The following is a 25,118-nucleotide window of genomic DNA, read 5'->3' on the forward strand; positions in this document are numbered from 1 at the left end:
GGTAGGTACCACGCAACCGTAGATAACTCCACGGTCGGTCGTCGGCCAAATCGGAGTCGACCGAATCGGAATCGGCCAGTGGAATTTGGCACCCCGAGGTCGTTGCCCGGCGGAGCGGAAACTACCGAACGCATCACGTTCTTGCATACTTTTATCGCCGACAAGAGCAACCTTTACACTCCCTTGCCTACACGTTCCGGTCATGAGCGAAACAGTCCTGCTGGTCGGCGGCGGCGGCCGCGAACACGCTATCGCCCGTGCGCTGGACGAGAGCGACGCAGACCTCTACGCCTGCGCAGGCAACCGCAATCCCGGCATCGCGGCGCTCGCCGAGGAATTCGAGACGCTGGAGACGACGAATCCGAAGGCGGTCGTCTCCTACGCCGAGGACGTTGGCGCGACCCTCGCGGTCGTCGGACCGGAAGGTCCGCTCGCGGCCGGTGTCGCCGACGCGCTCGACGACGCCGGAGTTTACGCCTTCGGTCCGAACGAAGCCGAGGCCCGCATCGAGACCGACAAGGCCTACCAGCGCCGGTTCATGCGCGAACACGACGTTCCTGGGTGTCCCGACTTCGAGACGTTCGACGACGTGGAGGCGGCCTGCGAGTACATCGACGACTACGACGGCGACCTCGCCGTGAAACCGGCGGGGCTGACCGGTGGCAAGGGCGTCCGAGTCGTCGGCGACCAGGTGACCGAGGAGGAGGCCAAGGAGTACCTCCGCGAGTCGGGCTACGACCGCGTGGTCCTCGAAGAGCGCCTCGTCGGCGAGGAGTTCACCGTGCAGGCGTTCGTGGCGAACGGCGACCTGCGCGTCACTCCCGCAGTGCAGGACCACAAACGGGCCTACGAGGGCGACGAAGGACCGAACACCGGCGGGATGGGAAGCTACAGCGATTCGGGACTCGAACTCCCCTTCATGACGGAGGCCGACTACCACGAGGCCGTGGAAGTCCTCCAGTCCACGGTCGATGCCCTCTCGGGCTACAAGGGCGTCCTCTACGGCCAGTTCATGCTCACCGCAGACGGCGTGAAGGTCGTGGAGTTCAACGCCCGTTTCGGCGACCCCGAGGCGATGAACACCCTGCCCGTCCTCAACACCGACTTCCTCGACGTGCTCACCGCGGCCCGCGAGGGCGAGGACCTGCCGGAACTGTCCTTCGCCCCGAAAGCCACGGTCTGCAAGTACGCCGTCCCCGAGGGCTACCCGACCGACCCGGAGGCCGGCGCGAAGGTCGAGATAGACGAGGAGAGCGTGGCGCGAAGCGTTACGGAATCGTCGAACGCGGAGACGCGAGACAGCGCCGGAGACGCGCTCCTCTTCTACGCCAGCGTGGACGAGCGCGACGACGGTATCTACACCACCACCTCCCGCTCGTTCGCCGTGGTCGGGGTCGCCGACACCATCACCCAAGCCGAAGAAATCGCCGAGGACGCCCTCGCGGTCGCCGGCGAGGAGGGTCTCGACGTGCGCCACGACATCGGCAAACCCGACCTCGTGCAGCGGCGCATCGACCACGTAGCAGCGCTTCGCGGTGAGTAATCGGCACCTGACCGCGGTTCAGCCACGACCTGTTTCTCCCCAACTGCGGCCTGTGTCCTCCCAAGCGACCCATAACAAACCGCGTTCTGGTCGTTTCCGCGTACATGTTCAAGTCCGAAAACGTAGCCGAGTCGCTGACGACCGACCAAGCTTTCGACCTGCTCGGCGACGGCCAGCGTCGGCGAGCGTTGGCGGCCCTCCGAGAGTCCGACGGCGCGATGTCGCTCACCGACCTCGCCGCCGAGACCGTGGCCCGCGTCGAGGACGTGGACCCGTCGGAGGTGACGGCCGACCAGCGGGAGCGAACCGCGACGATGCTCCATCACAGCCACCTGCCGCGACTCGAAGACGCCGCAGTCGTGGAGTACGACCCCGCGACCGGGGAAGTCGAACTGACAGGGGTCGCGGTGGACCTGGAACCGTACTTCGAGGTCATCGAGCGCCAGTACGAGTAGGTCGATTCGTCTCGACTAGCTACTTTCAAGGCCGAACCCCACCAAACTCCGCCCGTGCCCGACGACACCGACGAGACGGACGAGCGAGACTCCGCCAGCACGCTACGCCACGACCGAATCGCGCGCCACGCCACGCCGGGACCGGGCAACTCCCTCCAGTCGTGGACCCGGGCCAAGAGTCCGCTCCGAGTCGCGCTGAACTACGTCGTCATCGTCCTCGCTCGCATCTCGCCGAGTCTCAGACTCAAGAATCTCCTGCTGCGCTCCATCGGTGTGACGGTCGGCGAGGGCGTCTCGTGGGGACTCGAATCGACCCCCGACGTGTTCTGGCCCGAACTCGTCACGGTCGAGGACCACGCCATCGTCGGCTACGACGCGACGATTCTCTGTCACGAGTTCCTGCAGGACGAGTACCGGACCGGCGAGGTGGTGGTCGGCGAGCGCGCGATGATAGGTGCGGGAGCGATTATCCTCCCGGGGGTCGAAATCGGCGAGGGTGCGAGCGTAGCCGCCAACTCGCTCGTGACGGAAGACGTGCCGCCCGGCGAGACGGTCGCCGGGGTTCCCGCCGAACCGATGGGGAGCGAGGAGTCGTCCGACTAATCCCGAATCCGGACGACGCCCTGCTCGAACACCCGGCTGTTGGGGATGATGTACTCTTCGCCGTCGTTCTCGATGCGGGTGACGAACACGTCCACCTCTTGGACGATGCCCCTGTCCTCGCCGACTCGAACCTCGTCACCGATGCCGTATGGCTGGTTCAACAGGAGGTAGACGCCCGCCGCAGACGACCGCAGGAGGTCCCACAGCGCCACTGCGCCGAAGAGAATGATGGCGAGTACGTAGGCCGACAACAGGATGAGAAGCGCCTCGATGGCGACGTTGACCTGCCCCAAGGCGACCAGCACCGCGAGGTAGACGATGGTGTACTTGACGAGGCGTGGGATGACGCCGACCTCCGGGAGTTTGACCGACCGGAGGCGCTCGCTGACCACGAGTTCGGCCTTGTCGGCCACGACGAATCCGACGATGAAGACGAGAATAGCGATGAACAGGTCGGGGATGAAGGTCAGCACCCCGTTCCAGAACAGGCGGGCGTTCAGGAGTTCGGCCACGTTCAGCGCGATGAGGACGACCACGCCGTAGATGAACCACGAACTCAACCGGGAGACCAGCGAGACGGTGTCGGTGCCGAGGCTCTGGGCCGTGCGCTCGAAGGGAGTGCGCTCGACCGCTTCGGGGACGCCCGCAGCCTGCAGGAGGCGTCGGTTGAGTCGGCCGATGACGTAGCCAGCGGTCACGCCGGCGGCGAGGATGAGCAGGGCGAGGATGAACTGAAACTGGTCGCGGAGGAGTACGTCGAACTCCACCTGCATCAGTACTCCTCCGGGTCGAGTTCGAGAACCAGTTCACCGCCCTTGAACGCCCGGACGAGTCCGTCGCTCTCCGAGAGAACGATTGCCGTGGCGTTCGTCTCGCGCGTGACGGCACCCGCGGCCATGTGTCGCGCGCCGAGACCCTTGGGGATGTCTACGCCCTCGGCGGAGGGTTCGAGATAGCGGTACGCCGAGACTATTTTGCCCGCGTCGCTGATGACGAACGCGCCGTCGAGACGCGAGAACTCCTTGAGCATCACGTTCACGATGGGGTCGCCGACGTGGACGTGGGACTTCTCGAACGGGTTGTAACTGAGGGGCCGGGACTTGTTCATCACTTTGCCCGCGTCGCCGACGACGAACAGCGCGCCGACTGGCTTGCCCTTCTGGCCCTTCTTGCCGAGTTCGATGGCGACCTCGAACACGTCTCGGATGACGCCGGGGTCGGCCCGCGAGTTGGCGAACAGGTCGTAGACGCCCGAGTGCATCGAGTCGCTGGCCCGCGCTCGCGTCACGGTGTCGGTGCTTCCGTCGAACATGCTGACCGCACAGACCACGACGTCGCCGTCTTCGACGAGTCCTTGACTCATCGCGCCTTCGATACCGAACCGGATTCGTTCACGGACGCTCTCGAACTCCAGCGGTAGTTCCACGAACTCGTCGGCCCCCACGGAGTTCTCCGGCCCGACCACCACCAGGTCCACGTCGGCGTCGAGGTCCACGTGTCGGTCGTAGTAAGAACCGCTGGGCGAGAACAGAAAGACGGCGTCGGCGTCCTCGGTGATGTCTTCCAAGAGTTCGTCCACGTCAGCCATTACCCGAAACGACTCAGCGACCGGAGAAAAGGTTTGTGGGTGTATATGTCGAGTGGAGAGTAGGTGGCGACGAAACGATTCCACCTGACCGCCCGGAGCCGTTCTAGCGAGACGCCGACTGATGCCAACGTCCAGACTACTTACGACTCGTCGTCGAAAAACGTGAGGTCGTTCTCGGTTTCGCCACCGTCGCCGACGATCGACGACCGAGCAGCGTCGTCCCGGTCTTCGCGCGAGACGACCACCGATTCGACGCTCCCGAACGTGTCGGTTCCTCGTCGGCCGCGCTCGGACCCCGCCTCCGAGTCGTCGGCCGGGTCGGCAGTGAACCCCGCGCCGAACACGGCGAGCAGTCCGGTCGCGTACGCACCGACGGCGATCGGGGGCAAGTCGGCGAGGTGGCCGGTCCATCCTCCGGGGAGGCTCGTCCAGAACAGCGCGAGACCGACGGCCGCGACGGCAGTGCCGACGCACGCGAGGCCCCGGGACCGGTTCGCCGTGGCCGTCCGCGCGAACAGCGTCAGAAACGCCGCCAGCAACAGGACACCACCGAACAGGACCGCGGCTTTGAGCGAACCGGCCTTTCCGAAGCCTAATCCGGCCACCAGACTCGCGGTCGAGGCGACGACCCCGACCACGGCTACCAGACTGCCACCGAGCAGGAGTACGGCCCGTACTGCGGTTCGCCAGCCACCGCCCCCGGTGAAAATTCCCTCGGAATCGGACATATTACGTCTTATATGTATGTAGAACTGAAAAGTGTATCGGACGGTATCGAGACTGATACTCTGGTTTTCGTCGGTGTGAAACGATTACCAGTTTACGTGCAGAGTGGTGCTAACCAACACTTCCGTCGGACGATTCCGGCGGAGTCGGCCCGGGCGGAGTCGGGCAGAGTCGGTCGGATAGAACACCGACCCCGTAGAGCCGGGTCGAATTGGAACGGAGTCGGAACGAACCCGAGAATACGGGGAAGAGACCTCGAAAAATCTACTTTTTGCCAGTGAGCGTTCCGACGACTGTGCGCCGAAGCGCACGATACCATGTCCGAAACCGACCGACCCACAGAAGACGAGACCGGGAAGACGAGCGAGCGAACGGATTCGACCGCGACGCGACGGGCGTTTCTGGCCCACTCGGCCGGTGCGGCCGCAGTCGTCGGTCTGAGTAACACGGCTCTGGTCGGGACTGCGAACGCCGACTCGGGAGGAGGCGGGACGACTTTCGCGGTCCGCGTCGAGAACGTCTCGACGCCCTCGACGCTGGAGACGTCGGCGAAGGGCGGCGCGACGAAACAACCGGCTCCGCTGTCGCCGGGCGCGTACGCGGTCCACTCGGAGCCGGGACCGTTCTTCACCGCCGGGGAGCGAGCACGGACCAACGGCCTCGAAGCCCTCGCCGAAGACGGGATGCCGACGGCCCTCGCGGAGTCGCTGGACGACCGGACGGACGTGTCCGACGGCGGCGCGTTCGCCACGCCGGTCGGCGCGGACGACCCGGCCCCGATCGGTCCGAAGGGGGCCTACGAGTTCTCGGTGACGGCGTCGCCGGGCGAACGCTTCTCGCTCGCCACGATGTTCGTCCAGTCGAACGACCTGTTCTACGCGCCGGAGGAGCGCGGCATCGCCCTCTTCGACGGTGAGGAACCGCTCTCGGGCGACGTGACCGACGCGGTCGGCCTCTGGGACGCCGGGACGGAGTGCAACGAGGAACCCGGCGTCGGCGAGAATCAGGCCCCGCGCCAGTCCGAGGCCGGGGCCGGGATGGACGAGGACGCGCCGGTGCGACCGGTTACCGACGTGGGTGACGGCTACAGCTATCCGTACACGTCGGAGGTGATTCGGGTGACGAGGGAGGTGAAGACGGGGTAATCGACGCCACAGCGACCGGTTTTCCGATATCCGCTCGAAAAATGCGCGGGACCGGATTCGAACCGGCGGACCCCTACGGGATAGCGTCCTAAGGTCAACCGCGCCTCCGGCGCGCTTGACGGCCTCTACCCCCAATTTCCACCTCGACATCACACAAAGCAACAGCAAGCCACTTAACCTTATCTCCGGGACAGTCCCCATCGCTATTCGATATCTTTTGGAAGACGAGTTGTGTTCGGCCCTTGTCGGTCGTCCACTTTATTCGTACGGATTCTTCGTCCCACACATTCCACAGAAGTCAAGCTTCGACTTGTTTCCGACGTCGTCGGAGTCCACCGGAATATGGGCAACCGCCAAATCTTCCCGATTACGTTCCTCGGGAAGTCGATTTAACCCGGGACAATTCATGCTCGTGTGAAACTTCACATCGGTCTGGTACGTACAGAACCAAAATCGTTTCATAGCCACTTGCCTTTCGCCATCCGTATTCGTCGCCATATCTCCCCCACACCTCCTATCCACTTAGTTATAGAATACCATACGTTACTATTACGTACTTTGTGTCCACCGTATGTCTCGATTTGGGTTCTCTTCAAACTCATACCATCCAATCGATGCGAAGAACTCAACGATGGATTTGACGAAGTCCGGACGAGATAAAATATATGTATGGACGTCGTGACTATCAAGTTCCGTTATATCCGATGAGATGGTCCAATTTTCTATCCGTCCTTCGTTAATTCGCACAATTTGATCGGGTATGTCACGTGGGTGGATTGTAACAGTAAAGTCAGACGATGCGCCAAGGATATGATGTTCACAGACCCAGTATCCTCGTTTTTCTGGAAGGCCGATTGTATAGCAGAGGGTCCCGTCTGATGTTGCAGTGAATTTCCGAATTTCATCCTCGAACTCGGAAAATAGCCGGATTGATTGAATAACTACTTGTTTCGTCGCCTTTGAAGCGATTCGAGTGAGTCGATTAAGAACTGACTCGGGGGTTTGCGACCAATTGCTAATTGTACTCTCAACGTCACTCGGGAAGACGGAACTATCGAATTTGTGTACATCTCTCCCGGAGCCCTTCGATTGTCGGATATCGGTCGCCCGAAGCCGTCCGTTTTCCCGTCGAAGAATGAACGTTACTTCGTCTCCAACTTCTGGAGTAAACGATAACTCTGCATCGGAGAACACGACACCGTCAGCGACTCGGTCATGCGTCAATATTCCATATCCGATATTCGAGAGTGTCTCTACCACCCCTGATAATCGGTTACTTGTTGCGCCAGAACGTCCTACGGACTGTATTGCGTGTTCCTTCTCCACATCAAGAACCCGGAGAAGTGCTGTCGGAAGTTCGCGTTCGCTAGCATTCTCAAAATCCCAACGGTCTAAAGCTAGATCATAATCCGTAAGGCACGTTAGAAGGTCAATAAGTGGAGAAAGATGCTCCACGAAGTCCGAGCCCGGAGTCATCTTTCCTTCGCTTGAAACCCCGTATACTCGCCAAAAATCGAGATTCCCTTCCTTGAGTGCGATGGCCTGAGGCGATTCCGATTCACCCATAAAAGTAATGATGAAATCCGATTCTTCTTCATCAGTTTCCCGGATATCTGTACACCGGAGATCTCGTCCCCGATGAGATATATAGAACCGAGGGCTCCCTCGGTTCGTATCCGTTCGGTCAATAGTAAGAGGATATTTTGCCATTCGATCTATTGACCGAATATAATGTTCGGGTGTATCTGCTTCGAGAAGGGTCGTCTTTGCATGCTTCCGTGTAAGTGACTCTCCATGCCATTCCTGAAGCATGGCTACTATGCGCTTTGGAATAGTGAACGATTTCTGTTGTCGCTGTTTCAAGAATGAATTGAGGGCATTTTGTTCCTTACGAGAGAGGTGTTTTATGTCGGAAGATTCGAACTTCGTCTCCACCTGTTCTGTTGTTCCTTGCCCTCCTGTATAAATGAGTCCGCGTTCATAGAGTGGTTGCAAAAGCTGCCACTTTACGGTCTCTCCATTAGAGTATCCAAGATCGCGAAAAAATTGCTCTGCACTCGCATGGACCTGGAACGTAACATACGAACCGTCAACACTTGTGCGAATGTAGACCCCCGACTGCGATTTGTAGTCGTGTAAAACGGGCATTGCGGCAAAGAATCAACTCCTTCTAAATATAAATTCCTATCTTAGCCTTGAATATTGTTTAGGATGTGGAGTTCGCATCTAGGCTATCAAAAAGGGGCATGCAAAGATAAGTCCGGCATGTCTGAGTAAGATGTTATTTTCGATATCAAAGGCAGATTCACGATACTCTCGTAGCGCAAATCGACGAGCACGAAATCTCAGTTGACCATGCCGGGTTTACGGCCGGTATGTTTGTTCGTCAGTGAATAACGGTAATTGCCATTCCGGTAGGGACCTCCATTATCACGGCTCTTTATCTTGCTGAATGATGATGTATGGAGTAATGCCCGACTTCGCTCCCTTAGAGTCGCAAGACGTTCGAGACTACTGGCAACACGAAGAGCGGGAGTTCACTCCGTGGCTCGCGACCGAAATCGAAGGCGAAGATCCCTCGCATCTCGAAAACACACTCGGTCTCGACCTCGAAGTCCTCGAACGCGAGAAGAGCGTCGGCAAATACAATGTCGATATTTACGGCCGAGTCGTCGACGATAGCCGGACCGTCGTTATCGAGAATCAACTGTCGGCATCCGACCACGACCATCTCGGAAAGGCCATGGCCTATGCCGCCGGAGTAGACGCCGACATTATCGTCTGGATAGCGCCCCGGTTTAACGACGAACACAAAGACGCGTTCCAGTGGCTCAACAGTAATAGTCGCGAGGGAATCGATCTCTTCGCGATACGGCTCGAAGTCTGGCGTATCGGCGACTCCGAGCCCGCTGTCCGATTCAATCCTGTCGAGGAACCGAGCGAGTGGAAGGAGAAGGCGAAACGCACGAGCACGGAGCTCTCCGACAGGGATAAGCGCCGCGAGGAGTTCTGGACGGAATTCCGAGACCGAATTGATTCCCGACCGACACCCCTTAGCGCACGGAAGCCACGACCACACCACTACTACAGTAATCCCATCGGAAAAGCCGGATTCCATATGTCGTTCGCGGTCTATGCGGACGAGCACGAGCTGTCTGTGACGCTTATTATCGAGGACGACGTCGAGGCCTACCACGAGTTAGAAGCGGAGAGAGACGAAATCGAAGCCGATATCGGCGACTCACTCGTGTGGGTCGAGCCCGAGGAGACTCGGAGCGGGAAGATGCGAAGTCGAATCGAGCTCCGCACCGACGGCAATCTCGAAAATCGGGACGCGTGGGATTCGTACCTCGACTGGTTTATCGAGAATGGGGAAAAGTTCCACGACACCTTCGGAACGCGGATTCAGCAACTCGACCATCTCTAAGTGAATAGGGTAGGCGCGGAGATGCGTTAGACCGCCTCGATGTCCGCTATCATCTCGTCGACGGACCAAAGCGATACATCGGTAATATCCTTCACTTCCGAAAGAATGTCGGCATAGAGTGTGTTCCAGTCGAGGTCCGGCGGCTCAATCGCGTAGTTTGTGGTCGCGAATTGATGGAACTCGTCGACTAATCTCTCGACAGTCGAGGGAATCTTGGTAATAGGAATATCGTCACTTCCGAATTCCCAGAGTTGCTCGAACGTCCCGACGGTCACAGACAGGAGGTAGTCGGAGTAGTGGACGGCACCATGCAGGAGCCTCGGGAGGATATCACGAATCACGTAGTGGAATTCACTCATGGCGTAGCGATGAAGTGGTTTTGATACACCGCGGAGCCGATAGAGAAACCGATTATTGATGAATCGCGTCCCGAGCCATGCCGTCCGATAATTAAGCGGCGTCGTGAAGAGCATGCAGTCGATAACGAAAATTCCGAGGGCCTCATAGAACGTCGTATACTGTTGTTCCTTGATCTTCTCGGGAGTGCCGACGACACGATAGCGCTGACGCAAATCGCCCGCGGCGAGGACGAGATTATGACCTGAGATGACGACCGACCCGAGCGAGGAGAGCTTTGCGAGCCCGGTCGCGACCTTCGTAAATCTAGAGTGACCGACATCCACGCCGAAATCGTCTTCGACGAGTTCCGTGAGCTTCCGGAGCCGTCGGACGGTATCGACCGTGGGCTCCACCTGTTCTGCTTTGAACTCCGACGCCGAATCATACTGTGCGAGTAGGCTCGGGTCGAGTTCTGTTTCCGCTATTCTATCGGCGAGTTGGATAGCTCTCGTCTGTGACCCGCGACCATCGGCGGGTCGGAGTCCGTTTTGGAGTCGGGCGATGGCGAGTCCGACGCGCTCACTACTCGGTTCGTTCACTCTATCATAATTTTCAGACAACACATTTAAATATTTTCTCAAGCCAGAAAAAGTATGGAACGGCGGAACTTCCTCGCTCTTCTCGGCGGCGGGTTACTCTCCCTTTCCTTACTCGGCGATTCGACCGATTACACCGACTCCGGGACCGCGCTTCGTAACCTCGCCACGAGGGTAGACGATGCGGACATCGCGGACCCTCATCAGACACCACGACTGATACACGATATCGAGAACGCTCTCGCGAAGAGTAAGACGGGACTCAATAGTGATGCGACCGACCGAGCACGGAAAATTGCAGATATCAAGCATTCAATCGCTAACCTCCTGAGTGTCCTCCCCGGTGTGTCCCCACCAGCGAAGCCACCTATCGAGAATGAGATTCGGGAAATTCGAGCCGCGCACACATATTACGAGACACTCCTCGCCTACCTTCGAACAAGTAGCGATCTCCGCGAGGAATTGATGGCTATCGACTTCGAGGTTCGGGAGGAGAGAAACGGCCTCCCGGCGTCGAGGAATCATGAGAGTAAATTCTCAGAAGTAGATTCCGCTCTTGAGACACTACAGAACGAAACCGAGCGAGGTTCCGATACGAGCGCGATGCATCGCTCTCAGTTGCTCCCGAATCGAGAGAACGTTCGTCGGGATGCGACTCAATTGCGGGATGTCTATGCAACGTATAGTGCGGTGCAGAACGGTTATATTCGAGCGAGTCGGTTAGTCGACGAGGCCACGATACACCGAGAGAATCGAGAACGAGAGAAGGCAATGGACACCTTCGCGGAGGCGCTTTCGGTAATGGAATCGAATGTCCCGGAGAACTTACGCGGATACTCGCTAAGTGCGACTGCGCTATCGCTAGACGGATATCACCGGATGCTCCGAGCCTACCACGAAGGCATCCCACTACTGAAGCGCTCATGTAACGCAGAGACGGAAACGACGAAGGCACCGAATCGGCTCTTCGGGGATGGGTTCGCGCATCTCTTACGTGCCCGTCGAGTTCTCGAATCGGGGTAATCCGAATCTCGTTAACTACCACGTACTAGGATTCTATACGTCCGAGTTAACAAGCGATGCACTTCCAGATGATTGAATGGAGGTAGGCTCCGAGAGGCCGTGCGAGTCATCGAAGCTGTCTCACTACTCGGGATGCATTTCGAGACGGAGCTTACTGTCGTCGGTTCTTCGACGAATTCCTCGTTGTCGTCGTGGGCGGCGGATTACTGTAGTTGCTCGCGGACCGTGTCGATATATTCGGGCTTGAGCCGATGTGTCGCATGCCTGTAATCGACGTCTCCCTCATTCGTATCGTAGAACGTCTCATCTACCATGTGTTTGGGATACGCCGTGCCCTCCCTTCTCGCACCGTTCATTGCGCTCCGAGACATTTCGACACCATAATTCTCTCGCGCCTGCCGGCGCACTTCCATGCCGCGGAGAGCCTCACCGTCGGCATCAACTAGCACCTTTAGTATCACCTTTTGATTCGTAGTCAGCGCTGTGAGGTCCGTTTCGGTGCTAGAAGCCATAACATGGTTTATTTGAACTTCCTTACCCATCAAACTTCCCACTGTATAGACAAACGTGTTCTTCGAGTAGAGTCCAAGAAGAGAAATCGACAGACGTTATTCCGGCGAGTCGTCTCCTTCGTCCCGACCCCAGAGGAAGTCGTCGGAGAGGACGGCCTTCTGCTCTCGTGCTCGCCGACTAATCGTCTGCCCAGACACATCCGCTTCGGCCGCGACCTCCGTGAGCTGTACGTTCGTCTCGGTGTACTGCTCGGCGAGATAAAGTGATGCCGCCGCTTTCGTTCGACTCGCACAGTTCTGGATTGTCGATTCCGTTCGTTCGAGAATCGCATTCGCCTTCTCCGTCGTCTCCGAAGAAACATCGAGCGCGGCGGCATAACGCTCGATGAATGCCGTCGGATCGATGCGCTGTAATTCGACGCCATACTCGTCGGCGACGACCCGTTGCATCTCCTTTCCGACGCGATACACCGGGGTTTCCGCGATGTCGGTGTCTTCAACGAGGTCCGTAACGGTTGTGGGTTTATTTCGAACCTTCTGTACGAGGTAGAGTGCGCCGAGTGCGAAGATATCGTCTGGACGTGTATAGGCGGTCGCAGACGAATGATACGACCGATAGAATGCTTTCGCGAGCTCGGCATGGTCCGTCGGAAGACCGAGGCGACGAACATGCCGGTCGATTCGATATTCGACGTCGACCCTGAATTTCTCGTCGGCGTCCATTCGTATCGCTCGGGGATAGGATAGCAATCGTCCGCCATCCGCATAGATGTAACTTTGGGACTACTCTGATTCTATTACTAATTTAGTGATGGCTGCTTCGAATAGTGGGAGAGGATATGTTCTCAAAGGGAGGCTATCGTCCGGAGTGTAAATCGTGTTAACTCCGACGTACTAGAACTCTATACGTGCGAGTTAACGAGCGACACGGAATTCAGCTATCATCCGATTCTAATTCGGTACTCGGATCGTCGAGGAAGACCACTGGAATATTAAACAAATGAAGATAAGTCGGAGTCCGAAGTTCAGTGGAGACCAAGTCAGGGCAAGAAGTAACCCCTCTATAAGAATCCAAAGGAGGAAGACTACTAGAAATCTAGCACTAAGCACGACTCCCAGAGAATTCTCTTCGGACTCGTCCGTCGTCGTTGCGCTACTTACTTCCGGTTCCTCAGATTGGCTCCGTTGTGACGAATTCTTTGAAGAGGAATCATTCGATGGTTCGGAAGTCACACTAGCGGAGTCGGTTGTCGGAGTCGTGGAACACTCCGATGAGGTAGACTCGCGGGATGTCTCGTCCTCGACCGGAGAAGTGGGAGAGTCGAAATAATCTGCATCCGACGTTCGTTCTAAAGAGTCACTCTCGCCAGGGTCGTCATAGCCAACCCTACTCCCGATTGCTCCCGGTGCTTGCTCGGGGGCATACTCTGGACGGCTTTGACTCCACGCCGGTAACGCATTCGTCGGGTCACGTGCAAGGAGCTCGTCTCCTATCGGCTCTGGGATATCTGTGTCATCGCTTTCCTCTTGTTCGAGTGTAGTCGTCGACGGAGATGCATCCGACGTGTTGCTTGACGTAGTTGAGGTGACCGACTCCTGCTTCGCGATTGATGGTCCCGGGTTCGTATTGGGCTGGCCATGCACCATCGTATGACATGCATGGCAGAGTGTTACGAGATTACTTAAGGAATGATTCCCGCCTACTCCGACGGGCACGATGTGATGCGCCTCGAGTTGCGTCTCTCCCTTCGGCCCACCCTTCTTCCCACAGTTCTGGCAGGTCCACTCGTCACGGCGATACACCTTCCGACGGCGTGTATCCCAGTCGTCCGGGTAGGCAGAGGCGTCCGGTGAACTTGAACGCGCTTGTTGATGGACATTGCCACGAGGCGGTGACTGTTCGCCCGTATCGACCGCGAAATAGACGGCGCGAATATGTTTACAGCCCCCGTTCGGTTCGCGTTTTTTCCAATCCGGGCAGGAACAGGAGTAGTCGCCGAGGTCAACTTCGTAGTCCCGCCCCCGATGACCGTTGACCCGGTATTGCTTCGGGCCGATACGGTCGATAACCTGAATATCGTGATTCTTCGCTCGCCATGTCCGCCAATCCGTCATCGTGCCGGGACTCGCAAGTCCCACTACTTTAACCTACGTAAGGAAGTCGATTCCATCTTCTTCATAGAAATGTTTTTGTTGTGAGCATATAGCAATAGGAGAATGGTGATGGTTGTTGGCAGGGTATAGCATGTGTCCCTGGTGTCGGGAGGTGTTCAAAGCGCTTGGCGCCCACTGGCAGCATAATCCACGGCATGCACCGGAGCCGACGCGACGACAGCGAGAGATTCTTACCGGACTCCTTTTCGGGGGCGGTGCCTACACCGGGCCACTAAGCACACCGTCGGTTCAAGCCACCGTAAAAAATGAGCGACTCGCAGAGTGGCTTGAAACCGAACTCGATTCGCTCAAAGTGAATGTTCGAGTAGACGGCGAGACCTACTACATTTCGACACCATCGAATCCAGCCCTCAAACCGTACTTTCAGAACTGGTATTCGAAGCAGGAGGAACCACGGCCACCGAATACCTCGGAATTAACGCCATTAGTTGCAAAGGTGTGGTTTGCGGTTAACGGACATGCGAAGAACGGTGCGATTCATCTTCGAGCGAGCTATGCGGTGCGGAATCTCGGCTGGCACCGTGAGCTCTTCCGTGAAGTTGGATTTAACCCCTGGCGAGAAAATCCGACGCTCGTCTTCCCGGTCGAGCAGGCGAAGGAACTTCTCGACTACATGGGCGAACCACTTCCGGGAACCACGGAGGAGTGGGAGCAAGTGCGGTCAAACTCATCGATGAACGTCTGAACCGCTACTTATGAGCAATTCTCCTACCGAAGACTCCCTATCGGAGATCATCTTTCGACACAGTCGAAGCGAGCAACTAACCGTAGAACTTGTGTTCGCACCACTCCTCGCGTTTCTCGTCGGACTTACGTCTCCGAGCGGACTGCGGGGTGCGTTCATCATGTAGGCAATGACCCTCTTAGTCGGCATCGCCTTCGCTCGCTATCTCGTCTCGACGGGCTGATTCACATCTCCCGAGAAATTCCTGCGCGGACAGTACGACCTATCGAGCTCCGTGCAATTACAAGCGTCATTGAACCGGCGAATTAAGAAAACAAATTCCAGTAGGCGTTGTTGATGGCGCCGCCCTCAATGAGTGAATGCAGCCGATGCGTGATGACCAGCAACGTCAGGAAGTAATGAATCATCACCGTGTAGACGCCGGCTGAGACGATACGGGTGAAGTCGTACTGAATGCTGATCGTGCTCTTGCTCGCGATGAGCACGCCGACGAGTAGACCGATCAGTGTCAACCCGACGAGGATGGAGTACAAAGTGAACTTTCGGGTCTCCTGTACGATGTGCGTTTCTAGATCGTAACTGTCCTCTTCCGAGTGCCGGGTCAACAGCATGATGGCGTTAATCGAGAACCCGGTCAAGACACCGAATACCGGGGCGAGCGTACCGAGTAGCCCTGACCAGATGGGGGTCACGAAACTCAACGCGATTCCGGCGACGGTGGGAAACGCGAGGAAGACGGTGGCGACGTACCCCCAGGCGATGCGACCGGGCCACGATGATTCCCCGGCTAATGCGGTGTAATTATCAGCGACGATCTGGGTGAGGTTTCGGAAGAGCATGGGTCTGAATACGGGTTACAGCCGTACTACTAAGACTGGACCGTGGTCTGCCGGTCCATCCGGACGTTGGGCAGCTGAGTCCGTGTATCAATCGGTTCCACTATGTCCGAGTCGAGCACCTGGTTGATGTAGGCGCGGGCGTGCCGGGCAATTGACTGGGTCGTCGGCAGGCCCTCGTACAGGCGGAGGTCGTCGCGCTCAATGCGTTTCGTCATCCGGAGGTTATCCTCCAGCAAGGAGAACGTTTCCATCCCGCCGGTCTCCTTCTCGACCTGGACCTTCAGGTCGCTGACGTCATCGTTGACCAGTTCGGCAAACGTCCCGTCTGTGCCCTGCAGTTCGCGCGCCTTCTCCCTAAATCCGGCGAGGGTGCCGCCGCGGCCAGCCTCCCAGACTACGGACTTCGACCGGGTATCCTCCTGGTCGACGCCTTCCAGCAATCGGTAACGTTGCTCGTCGTCGGTGGTGTTTGACTCCCGGAGTTTGAACTCGGCCTTGAGCACGCGGTTCGATTCAATGAGTTTGTCGAGGACGTCCTGCGTGTAGATCGGATTGACCTCGAGCAGGGTGTCGTCGGTGTCGCCGGTCACCATCTCACGGAGTTGTTTCAGGAGCGTGGTTTTGACGCCGCGGCGGTTGATGCGTTGGACGACGAGGATGGCTTCCTTGCCGTTTTCGTACAGTTCGCCGCGGTGGGTGCGCGGGATGGCCAGGGCGAAGTAGAACGGGAGCTCTTCGGCCTCGGTGACCTTCTTCTTCCGGGTTTCGTTGGTTTCGATGTCGCGGAGGGTAGAGCTGTACCCGTGGTCGCCGGTCCGGATGATACCTTCGACCAGGTGGTTCTCAACGCTGTACTCGTCGATGTGGAACGTCTTCTCTAAATCGTCGTCGGCGGCGGGATTGGCGGCGTAGTGTTCGCAGAGGGCAGTGACGGTGTCGATGAAGTCCTCGTGTGGTAGTTGACGGTCGTGCGCGGTCAGGTTCTTGAGATTCCAGTGGTTGTCAGGCTCCCCTTTCTCCCGGAGCACCACTTTGTACGGTGTCAGGCTGTGTGATGGCATCTCTTGTCGCCAACGTGATAGCCACATCACATAAGCCTGTCCGTTCAGCTCTTCGACTGCTTTAGAACATAGAAAATGAGAGTATGGATTCGTCCACTGAATTCCCAATCAGGAATCGCTCAAGAGTAACCGGTTACCGCGGGTCGGGGTTATTCTAGGATGGCATCTCCTGCATCCGCGTCCAGTGGGCAGGCCAAGGGGAACAGGTCTGGCTGACCGACGACGGTGAGAAAACGTTGGAAATCTTCCGCTATATGTTAGAAGACGGTTTAACCCCCGCTGAATAGTTATGCCATTTAATTCCGCTTTTCTTCTGGATATCTCCTTTCATGGCGGCAGGCGATTTGGTGGTATCTCTTCTTCCGGAACTGAGACCGTACATCGCGAAAGTCAGTTCGTTCGGCCTTTCTATATGAGTAGTGAATTGTCTTAACACCTACTTGCCGTGTCAGTATTTTCAAGATCTCACTTCAACTTTTGAGGACTAATTCTCTATAGAACTAGGTCCTAGCTAGGATAGTTGAATTTATATAGTGCGGGTAGGATGACATAGCCGATAAGCTGATATTCCGGTTCTTCGACCGGTTCCCTCCCCACACATGAGTTCAAGTTTTGACCCGTCCGAGAATCCATTGCACTCGGTCGCGACCGAGTTCGTTACCGAAGAGTTCGACACCCAGGTTCCAGACGATGCCATCGATGACCTAGCTACAACCATCGAGGATATCGTCCGTGACCTCCGGAATCACATCGGTGATGATGACCTCCTCCAAGCACTCCTGCACAGCCATCCTGGAGGCAAAGTTCTCGAAGAAAAACATTCCATCGAGAAGAGCGACCCAGAGAACTTGACTGTAGATGACATCATCGATACGCTTTTCGGGGCCTTGGATTACCCGTATCGTGCACCCGAACCCGGCGATCTTTCCGACGAGTACGGTAACAAGGCAGACTTCGGGGTTTCGCTCCGTGAGTACGATGATATTGAGTCGAAACGGCTTTTGATCGAGGCCGAGCCGTTGAACAAGAAACTGGACCAGAACCGACACGGCATCGGCCAGATCAAGGACTGGCTCGGACAACGGAAGTTCGAGGCCGATTTCGGTATCGCCACCGACGGGATGCGCTGGGCACTGATCAAGTACGACCGGGACTCGTACAGCTACGACCAGCTCACCGAACCGTACGTCGACCTTCAGCCAGCCTTCATCGCCGCCTTCGAGAACGTCACCGGTCGTGGCACCAGTCTTACTGAATGGGTGGACGACGCCGTCAGACAGGCCTTGGCGGACTTCATCCGGGTGTTCCAGTTCCAGAACTTCCTCTCTATCGCAGGCGAGGCGAACACGGTCATCCGCCGGAAACAAAGCGAAATCAGCGACGACTTCTACGAGGCGTATATTGAACGCGTGTTCGGTATCCTTGACGAAGACACGGATGGCCGGGACACAGAGCGGTGCCTCGTTGGAAACGGTGTAGTCGCACCATCCGTGATTCCCGAAGAGGACCGGGATGAACAACGCCGCCTCTTCTCCGTGTCCCTGATGAACCGGTTGATCTTCATCAAGTTCCTTGAGGACTCCGGGGTCGTCGATGAGGAACTCTTGTCGAAACTCAAGGAACGCCACGAGACCGGCGGCCACCCGCAGAGCTTCTACCAGACATTCATCAAACCGCTCATCTACGACGTGTTCAACCAGAAGCCGGAGCACCGGCCGGACCACGCCCAGGACGACGACCTGTACGACGTGCCGTACCTGAACGGTGGTCTGTTCCGCACCAACCTCGACCATGAACGTGAGTACGATGTCCGCGATTCGGTGTTGCTCTCCATCATCGAGTTCTTGGAGAATTACACGTTCTCTGCGGCCGGGAACCCGGACGACCTCGACCCCAGCATCCTCGGCACGGTGTTCGAGAAGACGATCAACTACCTTGCTGGCGAGGAAGGCGCTCAGAAAGAGCTCGGCGCCTACTACACGCCGGATGACATCACCCGGTTCTGTGCAGACAAGACGGTCCAATCCGTTCTCTTCGAGCGGTTTAAGGAGGCTATCCAGAAGGAACGTGGCTGGCCAGAAGCCGAGTTCGACAACTACGACGGAATCTACGACCTCATCGACGCACTAGAAGGCAGCAACGACCTCATCGACACCGCCTTGGAGGAAGTCGACGAGTTCCGGGTCGTTGACCCGGCGTGCGGTAGCGGGCACTTCCTCACCTCCGTCCTCGGTGAAATTGTTGAGATTCGGCAGGCGCTGTACGCGGTGCATTCTGAGTCCAAGCACCTCTACGAGCTGAAGAAACAAACGGTATTGGAGAATTTATATGGGGTCGACATTGTCGGTCCGGGCGTGGAGATCACCAAGCTCCGGCTCTGGCTCTCCATCATCTCCGAGCTAACGACCGAGGAGATCGACGACTTGGATCAGTCCGAATTGGCTTTGCCCAACGTCGCGTTCAATATCCGGCAAGGTAATTCGCTTATCGGCTATACGGATACGAACCGGTTGCGCGATGATGGTGTCGAAAGCCACCACCTCGGTGACTACGCTACAGATTCGATTGAAAACTTGATTGAGGAACGGCAGGACAAGGTTGACGAGTACAAGCAGGTCTACGGCATGGACGCCCAGCGGCTTGAGGGGGAGATCGCGGAGAAGGACGAGGAGTACAACAGCCGTCTCAACAATAAACTACTCCAGGACTTCAAGGATGCCGACATCGCGTTCGATTACGATGTGGACGAGATTGGCCAACCGGACCTAGAACCGGAGAGCATCCATAAAGTGACGCTCCGGTTTACAGAACCGCTTGCCGACGACGAAAAGGACCACTTGGACGAGAAATTCCGGGATGAGAAAGGGATGCGAATCAACAACGGAACCGGTGGCTACGTGTCCATGTCGCTGTCTCACAAGTATCTCCTGCGAACCCCGGAGTCCCGTGTCCAACGAATCATCGATAACATTGGCGAAGACCGCATTGACGACATGGAGGTCGAACGCTATCTTACAGAGACGGATCTTGCTGGGCAAGACTATCTGCATTGGCCGCTTGAGTTCTACGAAGTGTTCGACGAACAAGGTGGGTTTGACGTCGTCGTCAGTAATCCACCGTACGGCATCGATCTCTCCGATGCCGAAGCAGAATTAGCGGATTATCCGGATACGAATCACTCGTCAGTCGTGTTCGAGACACGGTCCGAAGAACTGGTGCGTGAACACGGGAAGATCGCGTTCGTCGTCCCAAAGTCCCTTACGTACGCCCATCGGTGGATGTCGGCGCGGGAGCATCTTTTGGATACGGATCTGGAATACCTGATCGACGTCGGGAAAGCGTTCGAGGGTGTTGATGCGGAGCAGATCATCCTGACCCTAATGCACGGTAAGGCAACCGACCCGGTCACCGTCGGACGGCGAGAAGAAGACGGTTTCTTCGAGAAGGCGTACCAACAGAGTTCGTTGAGCCGGGAGTGCTTCTATATGTGGGTGGATGAGGACAACGAATCGCTGATCAAAACCCTGCAAGAGTATCCCAGCTTCGGGGAAATTGACTATGCGGACGCGACCAAAGGCATCGACTACTTCAAGGACTATGTCACTGAAGACGGCGACGGACTCCACGCATATCGTGGCGATGACATCAGCCAGTTCCGGTTTGTGCATGAAAGCCGGTTTGATGAAAGCATATTGGAACGGAACGACGTCAAACCGGACGACCATGAACAAAAGAAGGTTGTCTGGCAGGACATCTTAGCTCACGTCACAACGCCTGTCCCGCGCATCGTGCTACAGGCGGCTGTCGATTACGAAGGTGCGTACATCGCAGATACAGCTATCTTTGCCACCTCAGAGGAGCATTCGTGTGAATACCTCTGTGGCTTACTCAATTCGAGTCTCTTCTCCTGGTATGCATATACCATGATCCACAACCGAGCGATTCGGACGATGCATTTCACCCCGATCTACTTCAGTAGGCTCCCGGCACCGCCGGAAGACGATGAAGAGCTGATCCAGCGCATCGAGAAACTGACGGAGGCAATTCAAGACCTCGACCCAGTCCAAGAGGATGCGATTATGGCTCGGTACGAGAAACTGAACCAGGCCGTCAACGACCTCTATCAACTTGATATGGATGAACGCCAGCTTCTTGAGGAAGAGGCACCGCCACACCGGCCGACGTTGGCAGCCGCCTCCGAGCCATAGGGCTACCCGGATCTCCTATCGCTGTAGGGCGTTAATGCATTTCAGGATGAAAGAGACAGATATGGGAGTACCTGTCGTACGGTCGCCCGGTGCAACCGCGTATAGGTCTATGAGTCGGCCCCTTCTAAAGAGTTACTACGATTTTTCTAGAAGTCTTCAACACCGGCGTGGTGTACCGGTGCATCACCGGCACTTATCCAGGGTGCACCGCCGATTCACCTCCGTGGCAGGAATGCATACTTAAACCAGCGAGCCGCATCCCGGTGCAGCGATGCTCCGCATCACGGTCACATTGGACGACGAGCTTGTCGACCTCATCGAATACCGCTTTGGTGACGATGTAGAATATGAGTCGAAGTCGGTGCCATGCGCGGGTTCATCGACAAGGAAGCAGATGTGATATTTAGAGAGGTCTTTAGCCTTACCGCTTCGGTGCTTTCATTTTTGTATTAGCCATTATTCTGTCGCATCACCTTGCATGAACGTATATACTTTATTAGGGGGTAGAAGAGCAGAGAGCCCCCGGTGATGAAAATTGAGAACATGCGCTGACACTACAGAGAGGTGGAGTTCGCATAGGTTGTCCCTAAACAAGTTAGCACTTTCACCGAGGAATGGGGTTGAAACGAATTAGTGATACACCCTGTGGGATTGCGGTCCTATATCACTGAAAATCGCGCGAGCACAATCAAGTCTCCTGCTCTCCCTCGACGCTCATTGATTGCTGGTCGAGCCGTTCTATCGAACGTGCTTCGTCACCACGACAGATTCTTAGATTGCCTCATCCCGGTAGCACGAGAGTCTCAGTCGTTACAGAATAGTGTAGGGCAGAGCAAGAGGGCGTGGATTCGGAACTCATCCAGCCGATGCTAGCACGTATACCAGCTTTCCACGCCCTATATTGACATACGATAGCATATAGCAGTTAATTTCCGTCATGCAAATGCTCTCCGTCGAAAACGAATGCTAAGGTAGGTTGAATCGATAGAAGATACGGATAAGCATCCGAATATGGTCGAGACGGGCTTCAACTCCGGTCGCCTACTATCGACCCTGATGAGTGATTCTCTGTAAGGACGTTCGCGATAGCCTCCTGCACGACCGGCACCCACTCGTCTTCCGTAATCGTCCGCTGCGCCCAGTGAAGCGAAATAACTACGGGAGAGGGGGTATCGTACTCGCATATCCCATACTCCCGTGAGACGCGAACAGAGGCGGCCCGTGACCGGGGTATCCCGAGGACTCGTAGTGTCCGTCTCGTCGCCTGTCGTCCGAGCGTGACGATTCCAGATGGGTTCCTCGCGTTGATCTCTGCATCGAGGTAGGCGCGGCAATGGGCGAAACAGTCCTTCGTGTCGGTCGCCGGAATCCCCCGACTGGTATCCTCTTGCGTCGGACACTTGATGGAGTCCGTTATCCAGACATCGTCGAGAGTGAGCTCCACCGATTCGAGCAACTTCTCGATAAACTGCCCGCCCTGTGCGGCCTTGAATCGGGGTAGCCATTCGGCATTGTACTCCGCCCAGTCGTTGTGCTGATTCCACTCAACCGGATGGCGAGGTTCCTCAGTGACGAAGAGCAGTTCCCCCTCCGGGTTCGACAGGCCGGGATTCACGAATGTCCCCCGGGAGTTCTCGTGAGCACGACAGTCTTCGCAGGGACCCTCTCCCCGGTGTGCATTTTGAACGATGTCAGTTTCCCGTTCCCCCATAGCAAACCGTACAATATCGTGCTATAAAAGATTAAAAACTGGACATAATGAGCGCGATAAAGAGCCCCTACGATAGTTCTGAGGAACGGGTAGCTAACGCAGCCGGTCCATTACTAAATGACAGAAAATGGTAGGGAAAAGAAATGACGACGCCGACGACTATCCTCGGTGATATCCTCCTTTTCTTAGGAGTGGTCCTATTTTTCGGGGCCTTCATATTCCCGATTCTTGCTGGACTCAATGTTCGTGGCAGTCGGGATTTTCTCACGAGGCATCTCAACAATCTTCCCGGATTTCGAACCGGACGATGGTGGCGAGTCGTCATGGCGTCATTCGTCTATCTCATGGTTACCTCAACGGTACTCGGCGTCGGAGGTGTCGCGCTACTTCCCGAGTCGACTGGTGGCAACGATGCAACACCCTCATCGAATTCGGCAAACGGAACCTCTACGGCAGTTCTTGCTGCATCGACTCCAACAACAAGTACGACTGTAGCTACCGCCACGGAAGATACACCGAAGCCGACTACAACTTCGACGACGGAATCGGGACCGACGATAGCAACATCATCGCCGACGACACGGGCACCAGAAGAATTAGCAGCGACGATTCAGCCGGCATCCGATGACGATGCCTCTACATTCGACATCACGATTCGTGCAAATACGAGGCTCAAGAGTGCCGATTCCGGCAATGAAGATTTCGGCGAGCCATACTTTGTCATCGAGGTAGGCGGCGAGACGGTGCTCGAAACGGACGACGTAGACGCAAGACGAGATGGGAAATTCGAGTATCGGCTATCGAAACACGACCTCGATCAATTCGAGTCCGGAACTCATGAGGTAACTGTCCGACTCATGGACCGCGACGTGATTTTCGACGATGAAATCGCCTCGTGGTCCGGGTCGATGCAGTACGAGGCCGTACAAACGACTACTCCGACGACCACACCGCCTACCACACCATCCCCGACGACTCCGACGGAGACGCAAACACAGACGACGACAGCGCAAATTCAGACACCGGCCTCTACCCCAAACTACGAGATCGAGAGTACGGAGAATCTCAGTTATCTCGGTGTCGTGCGTCTCGAAGTAAATGTTAAGACGGAACAGTCGGTCGCACGGCTCTCGGATACCGAACTTCGCCGGATAAGTCGGGATGTCGTCGCATCGAAGGCGGCGGAGACGAAACTTAGCGCCGTCTCCATCTTCTTCTGGAACGAAAATGCCGCCGTCGGTCTTCAGCAGGCATCGGCGCGTATCGACTGGGCACCGGACGGCAAATGGAGTAAGGCCGGCGATGTAGCGCGAGGGGACTACTCCACGCACGAGTATGCCCTTGAGCGATTTACGACATCGACACCGACCACGACCACCGAATCGACACCGACGACAGAATCGACCACTCGAATTACGACACCGACAGAGACGCCAACGCCGACTACTACGACAACTACCCCCGACCAATCGTCACAGTCAGAGTGGACCGTCTCGGTTCTTGAAGTTGTGGATGGCGATACACTTAAAGTCGAATTCCCCGATGGGCGGGTCGAGAATGTCCGGCTTCTCGGTGTCGATACGCCGGAAGTCCATGTCGAGACCGACCCCGCCGAGTTCGAGGGAATTCCGGAGACGGAAGACGGACGCGACCATCTTCGAGATTGGGGCCATAAGGCGAGTGAGTTCGCGCGGATGACACTGCTTGACGAAGAGATCCGAGTGCAAGTCGATTCGACGGCGGACCGACGGGGGAGCTACGATCGACTTCTCGTCTACGTCTACCACGACGATGGAGAGCTCTTTAATCGGCAACTTATCGATCAGGGGTATGCCCGACTTTACGAGAGTGAGTTTAGCAAGCGCGAGGCATTCGAACGTGCGGAATCGCAGGCACAATCTGAGACTGTCGGCCTCTGGGGAATTGAACAGACGGCGACTACGACGACCACGACGGATGGTGGCGATTCGCAGCAGTTCGCCGTAATGCAGATTCATGCAGATGCGACCGGGAACGACCACGAGAATGAAAACGACGAGTATCTCGTGTTCAAGAATACCGGTGAATCGACGCTCGACCTTTCGGACTGGCGTCTAAGCGATGCCGCGGACCATACCTATCGCTTCCCGACTGGTTTCGAGCTCGCTCCGGGAGAGACGGTTACACTCTACACCGGGAGCGGCACGAACACCGATTCGGAACTCTACTGGGGCTCGGATGCCGCCATCTGGGATAATAACGGGGATACGATTCTCGTTCGGAATGGCGACGGCGACATCATCCTCAAGCGATCATATTAGCAGGCGATTCAGTCGTCGAGTCGACTATCGGCATCGCTCGACGAGTCGGGTAGGCGCGGAGGTGAGACCCGCCGTGACCGAATAAGGAGAGCAGGAGACGATTTTGATGAGTCGACACCGATCTCGTTTCGGAATAGAATGACATAGTGAGAAACGGTCGGGGAGACGATGCCGCGCCTACC

General features: G+C 56.7%; 20 protein-coding genes. 9 read left to right on the forward strand and 11 right to left on the reverse strand.

Translation table 11 applies throughout. The annotated features are described in order from the left end of the window. The first annotated feature begins 202 nt into the window (after positions 1-202). The 3 genes from purD to E2484_RS22420 all read left to right on the forward strand — a co-directional run bounded on the left by purD (position 203) and on the right by E2484_RS22420 (position 2,601). Positions 203-1,543 carry a phosphoribosylamine--glycine ligase gene (purD, locus tag E2484_RS22410; protein WP_137287427.1) on the forward strand — a complete coding sequence of 447 codons (1,341 nt, stop codon included), beginning with the start codon at positions 203-205 and terminating at the stop codon, positions 1,541-1,543. Between the two features lie 104 nt (positions 1,544-1,647). After that, positions 1,648-1,998, forward strand: coding sequence for a DUF7344 domain-containing protein (locus E2484_RS22415; RefSeq protein WP_137287428.1), 351 nt, complete (start codon positions 1,648-1,650; stop codon positions 1,996-1,998). Between the two features lie 54 nt (positions 1,999-2,052). Beyond that, positions 2,053-2,601, forward strand: a complete 549-nt coding sequence (locus E2484_RS22420) for an acyltransferase (protein ID WP_137287429.1) — start codon at positions 2,053-2,055, stop codon at positions 2,599-2,601. On the opposite strand, the gene E2484_RS22425 is transcribed toward E2484_RS22420, so the two are convergent. The 3 genes from E2484_RS22425 to E2484_RS22435 form a co-directional block, all read right to left on the reverse strand. Next, positions 2,598-3,374 carry a mechanosensitive ion channel domain-containing protein gene (locus tag E2484_RS22425; protein WP_137287430.1) on the reverse strand — a complete coding sequence of 259 codons (777 nt, stop codon included), beginning with the start codon at positions 3,372-3,374 and terminating at the stop codon, positions 2,598-2,600. The genes E2484_RS22420 and E2484_RS22425 overlap by 4 nt on opposite strands. Next, positions 3,374-4,189 (reverse strand): diadenylate cyclase DacZ, encoded by an 816-nt coding sequence (gene dacZ, locus E2484_RS22430; RefSeq protein ID WP_137287431.1) that lies wholly within the window; start codon positions 4,187-4,189, stop codon positions 3,374-3,376. Before dacZ ends, E2484_RS22425 begins: the two co-directional genes overlap by 1 nt. A gap of 140 nt (positions 4,190-4,329) precedes the next feature. After that, positions 4,330-4,917: a cell division protein CdpA domain-containing protein gene (locus E2484_RS22435; RefSeq protein WP_137287432.1), complete on the reverse strand. Its 588-nt coding sequence runs from the start codon at positions 4,915-4,917 to the stop codon at positions 4,330-4,332. A gap of 315 nt (positions 4,918-5,232) precedes the next feature. Here E2484_RS22435 and E2484_RS22440 point away from each other — a divergent pair, with 315 nt between their 5' ends. Further along, positions 5,233-6,060 carry a spondin domain-containing protein gene (locus E2484_RS22440; protein WP_137287433.1) on the forward strand — a complete coding sequence of 276 codons (828 nt, stop codon included), beginning with the start codon at positions 5,233-5,235 and terminating at the stop codon, positions 6,058-6,060. Positions 6,061-6,609: 549 nt separating this feature from the next. Here the strand turns inward: E2484_RS22440 and E2484_RS22445 are convergent. Beyond that, positions 6,610-7,995, reverse strand: a complete 1,386-nt coding sequence (locus E2484_RS22445) for a hypothetical protein (protein ID WP_137287434.1) — start codon at positions 7,993-7,995, stop codon at positions 6,610-6,612. Positions 7,996-8,803: 808 nt separating this feature from the next. On the opposite strand from E2484_RS22445, the gene E2484_RS22450 reads away from it, so the two are divergent. Beyond that, complete coding sequence (locus E2484_RS22450) at positions 8,804-9,487, forward strand: DUF4268 domain-containing protein (protein WP_321112975.1); 684 nt, start codon at positions 8,804-8,806, stop codon at positions 9,485-9,487. Between the two features lie 26 nt (positions 9,488-9,513). Here the strand turns inward: E2484_RS22450 and E2484_RS22455 are convergent, their stop codons facing one another. After that, a complete protein-coding gene (locus E2484_RS22455; protein WP_137287436.1) occupies positions 9,514-10,425 on the reverse strand; it encodes a hypothetical protein in 912 nt (303 codons plus the stop codon). Between the two features lie 54 nt (positions 10,426-10,479). On the opposite strand from E2484_RS22455, the gene E2484_RS22460 reads away from it, so the two are divergent. Continuing rightward, on the forward strand, positions 10,480-11,445 hold the full coding sequence (locus E2484_RS22460; RefSeq protein ID WP_137287437.1) for a hypothetical protein: 966 nt from the start codon (positions 10,480-10,482) through the stop codon (positions 11,443-11,445). Between the two features lie 203 nt (positions 11,446-11,648). Here E2484_RS22460 and E2484_RS22465 read toward each other — a convergent pair whose 3' ends face one another. From E2484_RS22465 to E2484_RS22475, 3 genes are all read right to left on the reverse strand, one after another. Beyond that, positions 11,649-11,957, reverse strand: a complete 309-nt coding sequence (locus E2484_RS22465) for a hypothetical protein (RefSeq protein WP_137287438.1) — start codon at positions 11,955-11,957, stop codon at positions 11,649-11,651. A 96-nt stretch (positions 11,958-12,053) separates the two neighbouring features. Then, complete coding sequence (locus tag E2484_RS25290; RefSeq protein WP_170977463.1) at positions 12,054-12,407, reverse strand: transcription initiation factor IIB family protein; 354 nt, start codon at positions 12,405-12,407, stop codon at positions 12,054-12,056. A 501-nt stretch (positions 12,408-12,908) separates the two neighbouring features. Further along, positions 12,909-14,072, reverse strand: a complete 1,164-nt coding sequence (locus tag E2484_RS22475; protein WP_321112976.1) for an HNH endonuclease — start codon at positions 14,070-14,072, stop codon at positions 12,909-12,911. 151 nt (positions 14,073-14,223) lie between these two features. Between E2484_RS22475 and E2484_RS22480 the strand changes: the two genes are divergently transcribed. Beyond that, positions 14,224-14,817, forward strand: coding sequence for a hypothetical protein (locus E2484_RS22480; protein ID WP_137287440.1), 594 nt, complete (start codon positions 14,224-14,226; stop codon positions 14,815-14,817). Positions 14,818-15,122: 305 nt separating this feature from the next. Here the strand turns inward: E2484_RS22480 and E2484_RS22485 are convergent, their stop codons facing one another. Next, entirely contained in the window at positions 15,123-15,656 is a 534-nt protein-coding gene (locus tag E2484_RS22485; protein ID WP_137287441.1) for a hypothetical protein, read from the reverse strand. Between the two features lie 29 nt (positions 15,657-15,685). After that, a complete protein-coding gene (locus E2484_RS22490) occupies positions 15,686-16,717 on the reverse strand; it encodes a hypothetical protein (protein ID WP_137287442.1) in 1,032 nt (343 codons plus the stop codon). 599 nt (positions 16,718-17,316) lie between these two features. On the opposite strand from E2484_RS22490, the gene E2484_RS22495 reads away from it, so the two are divergent. Continuing rightward, on the forward strand, positions 17,317-20,925 hold the full coding sequence (locus tag E2484_RS22495) for an Eco57I restriction-modification methylase domain-containing protein (RefSeq protein ID WP_137287443.1): 3,609 nt from the start codon (positions 17,317-17,319) through the stop codon (positions 20,923-20,925). A gap of 1,027 nt (positions 20,926-21,952) precedes the next feature. On the opposite strand, the gene E2484_RS22500 is transcribed toward E2484_RS22495, so the two are convergent. After that, positions 21,953-22,636, reverse strand: a complete 684-nt coding sequence (locus tag E2484_RS22500) for a uracil-DNA glycosylase family protein (protein WP_137287444.1) — start codon at positions 22,634-22,636, stop codon at positions 21,953-21,955. A 143-nt stretch (positions 22,637-22,779) separates the two neighbouring features. Between E2484_RS22500 and E2484_RS25855 the strand changes: the two genes are divergently transcribed. Beyond that, the gene (locus E2484_RS25855) at positions 22,780-24,936 is read left to right on the forward strand and encodes a lamin tail domain-containing protein (protein WP_321112977.1); all 2,157 of its coding nucleotides are present in this window, start codon (positions 22,780-22,782) and stop codon (positions 24,934-24,936) included. The last annotated feature ends 182 nt before the right edge of the window (positions 24,937-25,118 follow it).

Source organism: Halorussus salinisoli, assembly GCA_005239435.1.
In the GTDB taxonomy this organism is placed as follows: domain Archaea; phylum Halobacteriota; class Halobacteria; order Halobacteriales; family Haladaptataceae; genus Halorussus; species Halorussus salinisoli.